The 12697-nt window shown below is 72.7% G+C and carries 9 protein-coding genes and 1 riboswitch; of the genes, 4 read left to right on the forward strand and 5 right to left on the reverse strand.

Annotation, left to right across the window (positions count from 1 at the left end; genetic code table 11):
• Position 1 precedes the first annotated feature (1 nt).
• A complete protein-coding gene (ribD, locus tag ABT160_RS38905) occupies positions 2-1075 on the reverse strand; it encodes a bifunctional diaminohydroxyphosphoribosylaminopyrimidine deaminase/5-amino-6-(5-phosphoribosylamino)uracil reductase RibD (protein ID WP_351653213.1) in 1074 nt (357 codons plus the stop codon).
• Positions 1076-1277: 202 nt separating this feature from the next.
• A riboswitch (FMN riboswitch) is annotated at positions 1278-1407 on the reverse strand.
• Positions 1408-1704: 297 nt separating this feature from the next.
• Between ribD and ABT160_RS38910 the strand changes: the two genes are divergently transcribed.
• Positions 1705-4098, forward strand: a complete 2394-nt coding sequence (locus ABT160_RS38910) for a chitinase C-terminal domain-containing protein (protein ID WP_351653215.1) — start codon at positions 1705-1707, stop codon at positions 4096-4098.
• Positions 4099-4304: 206 nt separating this feature from the next.
• Here the strand turns inward: ABT160_RS38910 and ABT160_RS38915 are convergent, their stop codons facing one another.
• Positions 4305-5471 (reverse strand): ROK family transcriptional regulator, encoded by a 1167-nt coding sequence (locus ABT160_RS38915; protein ID WP_351653216.1) that lies wholly within the window; start codon positions 5469-5471, stop codon positions 4305-4307.
• A gap of 126 nt (positions 5472-5597) precedes the next feature.
• On the opposite strand from ABT160_RS38915, the gene ABT160_RS38920 reads away from it, so the two are divergent.
• The 3 genes from ABT160_RS38920 to ABT160_RS38930 all read left to right on the forward strand — a co-directional run bounded on the left by ABT160_RS38920 (position 5598) and on the right by ABT160_RS38930 (position 9236).
• Complete coding sequence (locus ABT160_RS38920; protein WP_351653218.1) at positions 5598-6797, forward strand: MFS transporter; 1200 nt, start codon at positions 5598-5600, stop codon at positions 6795-6797.
• A 222-nt stretch (positions 6798-7019) separates the two neighbouring features.
• A complete protein-coding gene (locus ABT160_RS38925) occupies positions 7020-8405 on the forward strand; it encodes a uracil-xanthine permease family protein (RefSeq protein ID WP_351653220.1) in 1386 nt (461 codons plus the stop codon).
• Between the two features lie 141 nt (positions 8406-8546).
• Positions 8547-9236, forward strand: coding sequence for a DUF5995 family protein (locus ABT160_RS38930; RefSeq protein WP_351653222.1), 690 nt, complete (start codon positions 8547-8549; stop codon positions 9234-9236).
• Positions 9237-9293: 57 nt separating this feature from the next.
• Here the strand turns inward: ABT160_RS38930 and ABT160_RS38935 are convergent, their stop codons facing one another.
• The 3 genes from ABT160_RS38935 to ABT160_RS38945 all read right to left on the reverse strand — a co-directional run bounded on the left by ABT160_RS38935 (position 9294) and on the right by ABT160_RS38945 (position 12529).
• Complete coding sequence (locus tag ABT160_RS38935; RefSeq protein ID WP_351653223.1) at positions 9294-11006, reverse strand: flavin monoamine oxidase family protein; 1713 nt, start codon at positions 11004-11006, stop codon at positions 9294-9296.
• A gap of 71 nt (positions 11007-11077) precedes the next feature.
• Positions 11078-11875: a carbon-nitrogen hydrolase family protein gene (locus tag ABT160_RS38940; RefSeq protein ID WP_351653225.1), complete on the reverse strand. Its 798-nt coding sequence runs from the start codon at positions 11873-11875 to the stop codon at positions 11078-11080.
• Between the two features lie 201 nt (positions 11876-12076).
• Entirely contained in the window at positions 12077-12529 is a 453-nt protein-coding gene (locus ABT160_RS38945; protein ID WP_351653227.1) for an Lrp/AsnC family transcriptional regulator, read from the reverse strand.
• Positions 12530-12697 lie beyond the last annotated feature (168 nt).

A 12697-nucleotide genomic window follows, 5' to 3' on the forward strand; every position in this document is an offset into this window, starting at 1 on the left:
CTCAGCGCTCCTTGACAGTGGCAGTGATACGGAGGTCGGGGCCGATGCGGACGGTCTCGGTCACGTCGAGCCGCAACGCTTCGGGGAGGGTGGTGATTCCGGCCGGGCCCAGGGCGGCGGGCCCCGCGCCGAGCAGGACGGGCGCCAGGTAGCCGACGACCCGGTCGACGGCTCCGGCGGCGACGAAGGCCCCGGCCAGGGCGGGGCCGCCCTCCAGGAGCACGGAGCGGACTCCGCGCTCGTACAGGGCGGCCAGCAGGGCGGGGACCGAGAGGCCGGTGGCGGCGCGGGGCAGCCGCAGCACGCCGGGCAGGTCGGTGACGGCGTCCTCGGCGACGGCGATCAGGGTGGGCGCGGCGTCGTCGAGGACCCGGGCGCCGGGCTTGACGGCGGCGGCCTCGGTGTCCAGGACGACGCGCAGGGGCTGTACGGCGCCGTCGACGCCGCGCACGGCCAGGTGGGGGTCGTCGGCGCGGGCGGTGCCGGAGCCGACGACGACGGCGTCGGCCTCGGCGCGCAGCCGGTGGACGTCGGCGCGGGACTCGGCGGAGCTGATCCAGCGGGAGGTGCCGTCGGCGGCGGCGACGCGGCCGTCGAGGGTGGCGGCGTACTTCCACAGCACGAAGGGGCGGCCCAGGCGTACGGAGGTGAGCCAGGCGGTGTTGCCCTCCTCGGCCTCCGCGCGCAGGACGCCGGCGGCGACCTCGACCCCGGCCGCGCGCAGGGTGGCGCCGCCACCGCTGGCCTGCGGGTCGGGGTCGGGGACGGCGTACACCACGCGGCGCACCCCGGCGTCGATCAGGGCCTGGGCGCAGGGGCCGGTGCGGCCGGTGTGGTTGCAGGGTTCGAGGGTGACGTACGCGGTGGCGCCGCGGGCGGCGTCCCCGGCGTCGCGCAGGGCGTGGACCTCGGCGTGCGGGCCGCCGGCGCGCTGGTGCCAGCCCTCGCCGACGACGCGTCCGGAGTCGTCCGTGAGGACGCACCCGACGACCGGGTTGGGGCTCGTGGAGCCGAGTCCGCGGGCGGCGAGCGCTACGGCTCGGCGCATGGCGTCCACGTCGGCTGCGGTGGCCACCGGGTCCTCCTGCCTCTTCGGGCACGGACTCCGGGGCTGTCGATGACGACAGGGAGCGGAGGACACGCGTACGGGGATGCCGAGGCCGATTCGGGCCGGTCGCCGAAGGGATGCGTGGCGGGAAAGGGACGTCCGGCGGGACGTCCGTACGCGACGCGCGGCGACCAGCTGTCGGCCGGATCCCCCGGTACGGGGTCACCCGCCGCGCACTGCCTCCCATCCGGACTTTCACCGTCGGTCCAGGAATTTCACCTGGTCAACCGGCCGCTGGCTGCGGACGGGTCGCGGACTATACCGCCGGTTCGGAATTACACCGACCCCGGAGTGCGCTGCTGCTGATACGCGTCCAGTCTGCCACGCCCGGTCGTGAGCCATGCGGGTGAGCCCCTGTGGCCTGGGTCACACCTGGCGCGAAGGGGTTGCCCGGGACGCGTTCCGCCTGCGCCTTTTTCGCGGCCGGGCCCCCGTTATTGGTCCAGACCTATTGACGGTGTGGTTCAGACCTTCTTAATGTCTGCGTCACCTCCGACGGAGTGGCCCGGACGGCGTGCGCACGCCGGGGCCGCACTACGCAACACGACCCACCCCTTTGCCAGTTGTGTTCCGCCCGACCTCCCCAGGAGGCCACCGTGCCGTCCACCACCCGTGCGAGAGCCGCTCTGCTCGCCTCCGGCGCCGCCGTCGCCGGCCTGCTCCTGAGCACGCTCTCCGGAGGCGTCTCGCACGCCGCAGACAACGAGTCCTGTCGCCCCGACGGCCTCTACAAGACGCCCGGCGTCGACGTCCCGTACTGCTCGGTCTACGACACCGAGGGCCGCGAGAAGATGGGCGCCGACCACCAGCGCCGCGTCATCGGCTACTTCACCGGCTGGCGCACGGGCAAGAACGGCGAGCCCGCCTACCTCGCCTCGAACATCCCGTGGGACAAGATCACCCACATCAACTACGCGTTCGGGCACATCGGTTCGGACAACAAGCTCTCCGTGGGCGGTGACACCCCGGACAACCCGGCCACCGGCATGACCTGGCCCGGCGTCGCGGGCGCCGAGATGGACCCGACCCTGCCGTACAAGGGCCACTTCAACCTGCTGAACAAGTTCAAGAAGCAGCACACCAACGTCAAGACGCTGATCTCGGTGGGCGGCTGGGCCGAGACGGGCGGCTACTTCGGCGACGACGGCAAGCGCGTCAACTCCGGCGGCTTCTACTCGATGGCCACCAACGCCGACGGCTCGGTGAACCAGACGGGCGTCGACACCTTCGCGGACTCCGCGGTCGCGTTCATCAAGAAGTACGGGTTCAACGGCGTCGACATCGACTACGAGTACCCGACCACGATGAAGGACGCGGGCAACCCGCTCGACTACTCGCTCTCCAACGCCCGCCGGGCGGGCCTGGTCAAGGGCTACGCGGCCCTGATGAAGTCGCTGCGCGAGAAGCTCGACCGGGCGGGCGCGGCCGACGGCAAGCACTACCTGCTGACCGTCGCGGCCCCCTCCTCCGGCTACCTGCTGCGCGGCATGGAGACCTTCCAGGTCCAGAAGTACCTGGACTACGTCAACATCATGTCCTACGACCTGCACGGCGCCTGGAACGAGTACGTCGGCCCCAACGCCTCGCTCTTCGACGACGGCAAGGACGCCGAGCTGGCCGCCGCCAACGTCTACGGCTCCCAGCAGTACGGCGGCATCGGCTACCTCAACACCGACTGGGCCTACCACTACTTCCGCGGCTCGATGCCGTCGGGCCGGATCAACGTCGGCCTGCCGTACTACACCCGCGGCTTCAAGAACGTGCAGGGCGGCACCGACGGACTGTGGGGCAAGGCGGCGGCGACCACCTGCCCGGCCGGCTCCGGCCTGACCAAGTGCGGTGACGGCGCGGTCGGCATCGACAACCTGTGGCACGACAAGGACGACAACGGCAAGGAGTCCCCGGCGGGCTCCAACCCGATGTGGCACGCCAAGAACCTCGAGAAGGGGATCGTCGGCGACTACGTCACCAAGTACGGCTTCCCGGCCGACACCAAGCTGACCGGCAGCTACGTCCGCAAGTACGACTCGACGCTGGTCGCGCCGTGGCTGTGGAACGCGGACAAGAAGGTCTTCCTGTCCACCGAGGACGAGCAGTCGGTGGGCGCCAAGGCCGACTACGTGGTCAACCGGGGCATCGGCGGCACGATGATCTGGGAGCTCGCGGGCGACTACCAGTGGAACGCCGCGAAGAACCAGTACGAGATGGGCTCGACGCTCACCTCGCTGATGTACGACAAGTTCAAGGCCGCCACCCCCTACGGCGCGAAGGTCTCCAACAAGGCGCTGCCCACCAAGGCCGTCAACATCGGCGTGGAGTTCGGCGAGTTCAAGCTCGGTGACTCCAACTACCCGATCACGCCCAAGGTGAAGATCACCAACAACACCAAGACGGCGCTGCCGGGCGGTACGGAGTTCCAGTTCGACTACTCCACCTCGGCCCCGGGCAACGCCTCCGACCAGTCGGGCTTCGGCACCAAGGTGATCAGCAGCGACCACACCGGCAGCAACGTGGGCGGCCTGAAGGGCGACTTCAACCGCGTCTCGCTGAAGCTGCCCAGCTGGCAGTCGCTGGCGCCGGGCGCCTCGGTGGACCTGTCCTTCAACTACTACCTGCCGGTCTCCACCCCGTGGAACTGGACGGTGACGATCAACGGCACGCAGTACGCCCTGGCCGGCGACCTGGCCCGCGGCACCACCGTTGTCGAGCCGGACACCGGCACGGGCTCCACCGGCGGCACCTCCACCGGGGGCACCACGGGCGGCGCGACCGGCGGGAACACCGGCGGCACCACGGGCGGCACGGACGGCGGCACCACCGGGGGCGGCGGCCAGTGCACGGCGCCCGCCTGGTCCTCGACCGCGGAGTACGGCGGCGGCACGACCGTCTCGTACAACGGGCACAGCTGGAAGTCCAAGTGGTGGACGAAGGGCGAGCAGCCCGGGACCACCGGGGAGTGGGGCGTCTGGCAGGACCTCGGCGCCTGCTGAGGACGGCCCGCACGACCCGATGACCCGATGACGGAACGCCCGGCGGCGGATCTCCAGGCCCTTGCCGCCGCCGGGTCCCACCGGAGCCGTGGACACGCCCCGCGCGTGCCCACGGCTCCGGCGTGTGCGGGGGCAGGGCGCGCACGGGTGCTTGCGGACGGGCCGCACAGGGGCCCGCGACACCGGCCTGATCCGAACGAAAGGCCCTAGCGGCTGAAGAGCTCGTCCTGCGCCGCGTCCCGCGCGGTGAGCAGCGCCCCGCGCAGCACCGCCGACCCGCCGAGCGCGCTGGCCCGTACCGCGGTGCGCAGGGGCGAGAGCCGGGCCAGGCGCTGTTCGACCCGGTCCGCCAGGTCCGCGCCGCCCGCGTGGCCGATCTCGCCGCCGAGCACCACGCAGCCGGGGTCGAGGACCGCGGTGACGGCCGCCGCGCCCAGGGCCAGGCGGTCGGCGAGGGCATCCAGGAAGGCGTCCGCGCCCGAGCGCAGGGCCGCCCGCACCGCGGCGGCCCCGGCGGGCTCGCGGCCCTCGGGCCTGACCGGCACACCGTGCACCAGGGCCAGGTCGCACAGGGCGGCCGAGCCTGCGAGCGAGTGGAAGCCGCCGCCGCAGTCGGTGTCCGAGGGCAGCCCCTCGGTGCCCGGCACCGGCAGGAAGCCGATCTCCCCCGCGCCGCCCGAGGCGCCCCGGCGCAGCCGTCCGTCCAGGACGACGGCGGCGCCCACCCCGTGGCCGAGCCAGAGCAGCACGAAGGTGTCCCGGTCGCTGGCCGCGCCCTCGCGCAGTTCGGCGACGGCGGCCAGGTTGGTCTCGTTCTCCAGCAGGACCGCCGAGGGCAGCCGCTCCTGGAGCGCGCCCAGCAGGCGGCCGTGCCAGACGTGCTGTCCGGTGGTGGGGCGCAGCTCGCCGGTGGCCGGGTCGACGAGCCCGGGCGCGCCGACGCCGATGGTGTGCGGCGGGGCGGCGCCGACCCGGTGCAGCGTCGCCTCCAGGAGCGCCACGGCGCGCTCGGCGGCGGGGCCGGTGCCGGCGCCGGTGGTGATGGGGGCGGTGGCCTTGGCGAGGGTGGTGCCGAGCAGGTCGGCGACGACGACCGAGACGTCCTCGGTGCGCACGTCCAGGGCGGCCAGGTGGGCCCGGTCGGCCACGATCCCGTACAGCCGCGCGTTGGGGCCGCGCCGCTCGGCGCCCGACTCGCCGACGATCCGGACCAGGCCGGAGCCCTGGAGGCGCTCCACGAGGTCGGCGACCGTGGGGCGGGAGAGTCCGGTGCGGGACTTCAGCTGGCCCGCGGTCAGCGGCCCCTCCTCCTGCAGGAAGCGCAGGGCGAGCCGGTCGTTGATGGCTCGGGCGGTGCTCGGTGATGCGGGCATGCCGTCGATCCTTCCAGACCCCCGGGAGCCCCGGGGAAGGGCGTCCGTGCGCTCCACTATTTATCAGGCAGGGTTCCTGATAGTTTACGGCGGCACGCTGGGAACGAAGGCTCGGGGAGGGCCCCAATGACAGATCAGGTCGACTTCGACAGGAGCCGGTTGCGGCGCGGACGGTACGCCGTGGCCGCCGTGTTCAGCGTGCACGGCGCGGTGACCGGCAGCTTCGCCACCCGCATCCCCTGGATCCAGGACCACGCCGGGGTCAGCGCCGGACAGCTGGGCCTGGCCCTGGCCTTCCCCGCGGTCGGCGCCTCGCTGGCGATGCCGCTGGCCGGGGCGATCACCCACCGCTTCGGCGCCCGCACCGCACTGCGCGGCCTGCTCGGCCTGTGGACGCTGGCCCTGATACTCCCCTCGCTCGCGCCCAACATCTGGGGGCTGTGCGGGGTCCTGTTCGTGTACGGCGCCACGGCCGGCATGTCGGACGTGGCGATGAACGCGCTGGGCGTGGAGACGGAGAACCGGCTCGGCAAGTCGATCATGTCGAGCCTGCACGGCATGTGGAGCGTGGGCGCCCTGGTCGGCTCCGCCTCCGGCACGCTCGCCGCGCACCTGGGCGCCGACGCCCGGGTGCACCACCTGATCGCCTCCCTGGTGCTCACCGCGCTCGGCGCCCTGTTCTGCCAGGGCGTGCTGGACCTGCGCTCGTCCCCGGGCGAGGAGGCCCCGCCGCACTTCGCGCTGCCGCCGAAGTCGGCCCTGGTCATCGGCGCGGTCGGGTTCTGCGCGGTGTTCGCCGAGGGCGCCAGCCTGGACTGGTCGGCGGTCTACCTCAAGGACGAGCTGGCCACGGACGCGGGCGTCGCGGCGGCCTCCACCACGGCCTTCACCCTGATGATGGCGATCGCCCGGCTGGTCGGCGACAAGGTCGTGGACCGCTTCGGCGCGCTGCCGACGGTACGCACCGGGGGCGCCGCCGCCACCGTCGGCGGCCTGCTCGTGGTCTTCGCCCCGAACCCGGTGGTCGCGATGGCCGGGTTCGGCCTGATCGGCCTGGGCGTCGCGGTCGTCGTGCCGCTGGCCTTCGCGGCGGCCGGGCGCAGCGGCCCCAACCCGTCCCAGGCGATCGCGGGCGTCGCCACCATCACGTACTCCTCCAGCCTGCTCGCCCCCTCCGCGATCGGCGGGATCGCCAACGCCACCTCGCTGGTCGTCTCCTTCGGCCTGGTGACGCTGCTCTCCTTCGGCCTGGTGCTCGGCGCCTCGGTGCTGCGCCCGGCCTCGCGCGGACAGCGGGACGAGACCCCGGCGGCCGTCGGCTCCTGAGGGGGGTGCCCGGCGGACGAAGGGGCCGGGGGTCGCGCCAAAGGCGCGGGCTCCGGCCCTTTCCGCTGTCCCCGGCCTTTCCGCTGCTCCGGTCCTTTCCGCTGCCCGAGGGGACCTCCGGCGGCGCGAACACCTGCCCGGACCGGCTTACGATGGCGGCGATCATTTCCGGCCAGGCCGTCGCGCCGTGGCCCGTCCCCAGGTGAAGAACGGGAGCGACCCATGAGCCTCGGCGTGCGCTGGCGCCTGCACGGAGACGGGAGGACACCGGCCCCGGGCGCGGTGGTCCGTCCCGACGAACGCCTGTCCTGGCCCAGGACGGCGGGGCTCGGTGCCCAGCACGTGGTCGCGATGTTCGGCGCCTCGTTCGTCGCCCCGGTCCTGATGGGCCTGGACCCCAACCTCGCCATCATGATGTCCGGCGTGGCCACGGTCATCTTCCTGCTGGCCACCCGCGGCGCGGTGCCGAGCTACCTGGGCTGCTCGCTGTCGTTCGTGGGCGTGGCCGCCGCGATCCGGGCGACCGGCGGCTCCAGCGCCACGGTGACCGGCGCGGTGTTCGTGGTGGGCGCCGTGCTCTTCGCGGCGGGCCTGGCGGTGCAGCGGTTCGGCGCGCGGATCATCCACGCCGCGATGCCCCCGGTGGTCACCGGCGCGGTCGTGATGCTGATCGGCTTCAACCTGGCGCCGGTCACCGCGTCCACGTACTGGCCGCAGGACCAGTGGACGGCCCTGCTGGTGATGCTGTTCACCGGTTTGGCCGTGGTGTGCCTGCGCGGCTTCTGGTCGCGCATCGCGATCTTCCTGGGCCTGGTCTTCGGGTACGTCATCTCCTGGGTCTTCGACCTGGCCTTCGGCAAGATCCACTCCCCCGCGGGCGGCGCCGAGGCGGTCGACCACTGGCGCCTCGACCTCTCGGGCGTCTCCAAGGCCGACTGGATCGGGCTGCCGTCCTTCCACGCCCCGAGCTTCGAGTGGTCGGCGATCCTGGTGGCGCTGCCCGTGGTGATCGCGCTGATCGCGGAGAACGCCGGGCACGTCAAGGCGGTCGGCGAGATGACCGGCGACAACCTGGACGACAAGCTGGGCACCGCGATCGCCGCCGACGGCGCCGCGTCGATGCTCTCCACCGCCGTGGGCGGCCCGCCCAACACCACGTACTCCGAGAACATCGGCGTGATGGCGGCCACCCGGGTCTACTCCACCGCCGCCTACTGGGCCGCCGCGGGCTTCGCCCTCCTCTTCGGCGTGTGCCCGAAGTTCGGCGCGGTCGTCGCGGCCATCCCGGGCGGCGTGCTCGGCGGCATCACCGTGATCCTGTACGGCATGATCGGCCTGCTCGGCGCCCAGATCTGGATCAACGCCAAGGTCGACCTGCGCAACCCGCTGAACCTGGTGCCGGCCGCCGCGGGCATCATCATCGGCGTCGGCGGGGTCAACCTGAAGTTCACCGACGACTTCCAGCTCGGCGGCATCGCGCTCGGCACCATCGTCGTCATCACCGGCTACCACGTGCTGCGCGCCTTCGCCCCGGCCCACCTCAAGGAGCAGCAGCCGCTGCTCGACGCGGGCACCTCGGCGTACGACTCCGAGGAGCCGAAGGCGTAGGGTCCGGCCTCCGGATCGGCCCCGCACGCCCTAGCAGCACCGGAGCACCGCGACACGCGCGGCCCGGTCCCGTTTCCCCCGATCCGGGGAACCGGGGCCGGGCCGCTCCTGTGGGCGCCCGCGGCCTGGGACGCTGCCCCCATGGCGCAGATCGCACACTGTCTCACCGTCGCCCCGGTGGCGCACCGGATGCGGGAGTTCCGCTCGGCCTGGCCCGCGACGGACGGGCTGGCCGTCTTCAACGCCGTCTACCTGGCGGTGACCGAGGAGATCGGGCGGCGCATCGAGGCGGGCGACTTCCCCGACCGGGGGGCCGCCGCCACCCTGGACGTGCGCTTCGCCGAGCGCTACCTGACCGTGGTCGACGCGGTGGCCGACGGCGGCCGGGCGCCCGCGTGCTGGCGGCCGCTCTTCCAGTACCGGCGCCATCCCGGCGTACGGCCGCTGCAGTTCGCGCTGGCCGGGATCAACGCGCACATCGGGCACGACCTGGCGCTCGCGGTGGTGGACACCTGCCGGGTGCTGGGCTGCGAGCCGGCCGACCTGGAGGACGAGTTCGACCGGGTCGGGGATGTCCTCACCGACCTGGAGGAGCACATCCGCGACGAGCTGCTGCCGGGCCCGGACCTGCTGGAGGTGGCCGACCCGCTGCTGCACCTGCTGGGCTGCTGGAGCCTGGAGCGGGCGCGCGACGGGGCCTGGCTCGCGGCCCGCTCGCTGTGGCAGCTGGCGAGGCTGCCGGAGCTGGCCGAGGAGTTCACCGAACGCCTCGACCGCTCCGTGGGCCTGGTGGGGCGGATGCTGCTGACGCCGCTCGCACCGCGCGGCTGACCCTCCGGAGAGGGACGCTCCCACGCGCGTACTTTCCGCCCCGCCCTGACAACGGACCTAGTCCTCGGGAAGTTCCACCGGGGCGATCTCGTCGTAGACGTCGCCCGGACCCGGGTTGCCCGCGTCGGTGGCGCCGCCGAAGTGGTGCATGACGCCCCACACGGCGTTCAGCGCGGTCTGCACCGCGCCCTCGGCCCAGCCGGCCGTCCAGGAGATGTCGTCGCCGGCCAGGAAGATGCCGCGCATGTCGGCGGGCAGCCGGTCCTGCATGAAGTGGGTGAACAGCCGGCGCTGGTAGCGGTAGTGGCCGGGCAGGTTGGCCTTGAACGCGCCCATGAAGTAGGGCTCGTTCTCCCAGGACACGGTCACCGGGTTGCCGATGATGTGCGAGCGGATGTCGACGTTCGGGTAGATCTCGCCGAGCGACTTGAGCATGACCTCCATGCGCTCGTTCGCCGACAGCGGCAGCCACTTCAGGCTGTCGTCGCACCAGGTGTACGAGAGGCAGATGACGGCCGGCTGGTCGGGGCCGTCGTCGAGCAGGTAGGTGCCGCGCGTCATGCGGTCGGTGAGCGTCATCGACATGACGTCCCGCCCGGTCGGCTCGCCCCTGTCGTCGACGGCCTCGTCCAGCCAGAACGGCCGGTCCACCGGCACGAACAGCTTGGAGGACTCCATGTAGTGGGTGCGCTCGATCGCCGTCCAGTGGTCGATCGGGAACAGCGCGTCGTCACAGGCGATCTTGGAGAGCAGCATCCAGGACTGCGCGGTGAAGACCGCCGCCCGGTAGGTGCGGATGTCGCCGGAGGCGTCCGTGACGGTGATCCGGTTGCCCGCGGTGCGGGTCAGCCGGGTCACGGCCGGGCGCGGCGCGCCCTCGTGCAGGGACGAGAGGGAGGTGCCCTGCGCCCAGTGCACGATCTTGCCCGGCGCGCGCTCCCAGAGCCGCAGCGGCAGCTGCTGGGAGCCGCCGACGATGCCGCGGTGGTGGTCGTCGGCCTCGGTGTAGACGACCCGCAGGATCTCCAGGATGGAGTTGGGGAAGTCGGTGTCCCAGCCGCCGGTGCCGAAGCCGACCTGGCCGAAGATCTCCCGGTGCCGGAAGGACTTGAAGGCCTCGGAGTCGCACAGGAAGCCGTAGAAGGTCTGGTTGTCGAGCTTCTCGACCAGCCGGGCCCAGATCTCGCGGATGCGCGGCACGTCGCGCTCGCGCATCGCCTGGTTCATGTCGGAGAAGTCCGCGCCCTCCTCCAGGCACTTGTTCCACGCGGCGGCGACGTCGCGGTAGACCTGCGGCAGGTCCTCGATCGTCTCGGCGTAGTGGGACTCGCCCTTGAGGTCCACGACGGTCGAGGGGGTGGCCTCGGCCAGCGGGTTGGGGAAGGAGCGGGTGGTCAGGCCCACCAGGTCGATGTAGTGCTGGAGCGCCGTGGAGGACGGCGGGAAGCGCATCGCGCCCATCTCGGCGCTCAGGCCCTCGGTGCCGGTGCCCTCGAAGCCGACGGTCCGCAGCCGCCCGCCGATCTGGTCGGCCTCGTAGACGACGGGCCTGAGGCCCATCTTCATCAGCTCGTACGCCGCGACGATGCCGGACAGGCCGCCGCCGATGACCGCCACCTCGGCGCCGTGCTCGGTCGCGGGTATCTGGCCGAGGCCCGCCGGGTGGGCGAGGAAGTCGTCGTACGCGTAGGGGAAGTCCGGCCCGAACATGGTGATCGGCGGCTGGCCGTCGCTGTGCGGGACGGCGGTGGTGGGCACCGTGGACGTCATGGGGTACGGACTCCTTGCGCGGATGGGGAAGGGTGGTGCGGGCGGGGCGGTCGCGCCCGGTCCTGCGGCGGTCAGACCAGCGAGGCGTAGAGCCCGGGGCGGCGGTCGCGCAGGTAGGGGTTGGCGGCGCGGGAGGCGGCCAGGAAGTCCGGGTCGACCTCGCCATGGACCAGGTCCTCGCCGCGCCCGGCGCGGGCCCGGGCGGTGCCGTCGGGGCCGGCCAGGGTGGAGAGGCCGACGAACTCGAACTCGCCCTCCGGGCCGGTGCGGTTGACGTACGCGACGTACATCTGGTTCTCGAAGGCGCGCACCGGGACGACCGCCTCGGCGACGAACTGGAAGGGGTGCATCTGCGCGGTGGGCACCAGCAGCAGGTCGGTGCCGGCCAGGGCGTGCGAGCGGACGTTCTCCGGGAACTCCACGTCGTAGCAGATCATCAGGCCGACGGTGAGGCCCGCGAGCTCGGCCTGGACCACGGCGTGCTCGCCGGGGGTGAACTGCTCCTGCTCGAAGCAGCCGAACAGGTGCGTCTTGCGGTAGTTGGCGAGCCGGGCGCCGTCGGCGCCGATCAGCTGCACGGAGTTGAAGACGCGCTCGCCGTCGCGCTCGGGGTAGCCGTAGGCGACGGCCACGCCGTGCCGGGCGGCGGTGGCGGCGATCGCGGTGGCGGCGGGCCCGTCGGCGGGCTCGGCCAGCTTCGCGACGTCGTCGCCGATCGCGTACCCGGTCAGGAACAGCTCCGGGGAGACCAGCAGCCCGGCCCCGGTCGTCGCGGCGCGGGCCGCGGCGTCCTCCAGGGCCGCCAGGTTCGCGGCGACGTCACCGGGCCGTCCGGAGCTCTGGAGCAGGGCGGTGCGCAGCGCGGGCATGGGCGGACCTCGGCGGTGGAGAAGGGACGGGGGAGTCGTTAAAAACGGTACGGTCCGGTGTTCGATCGGGACAAGCCGCGTCCGTTGCGCGCTCACCGTCGATCCGTTGCGTGGTGGATCATCCCCGCGGCGATTCGTTGCGTGCCACTCCCCCGGGTGCGCCGGGTCGCGCCGGATACGGGCCGGATCCGGACCGAGGGTCTACGCCGGGGAGCCGGAGGAGAAGCGGCGCAGCAGCGGGGAGAGCACCAGGACGGACTTGGTGCGCTCCACGAAGGGCTCGCCGGCGATCCGCTCCAGGACCCGCTCGAAGTGGCGCATGTCGGAGGCGAAGACCTGGACGACGGCGTCGGCGTCGCCGGTGACGGTGGAGGCGGAGACCACCTCGGGGTAGCGCTCCAGGCCGCGCCGGATGTCCTCGGGCGAGGTGTTGTGGCGGCAGAAGATCTCGACGAAGCCCTCGGTCTCCCAGCCGAGCGCGGCGGGGTCGACGCGCACCGTGAAGCCGGTGATGGCGCCCTCGGCGCGCAGCCGGTCGACGCGGCGCTTGACGGCGGGCGCGGACAGGCCGACGAGTGCGCCGATGTCCGCGTAGGAGCGCCGGGCGTCCTCGGCGAGGGCGTGGACGATGCGTTCGTCGAGGTCGTTGAGCAAGTCACACCCTGCTTGGTACGGAAGGCTGCCGGACGGGGCGTCGTCACATTATCAAGCGCATATGGGGCGAATGCCCCGCCGTGGAGCGGGGCGAGTTCGCGCTGGAGTACCAGCCGCTGGTCGAGCTGGGCACCGGGGTGGTGCGGGGGGTGGAGGCGCTGGTGCGCT

Origin of the sequence: Streptomyces sp. NPDC001941, assembly GCF_040296945.1 — a bacterium.
Taxonomy (GTDB): domain Bacteria; phylum Actinomycetota; class Actinomycetes; order Streptomycetales; family Streptomycetaceae; genus Streptomyces.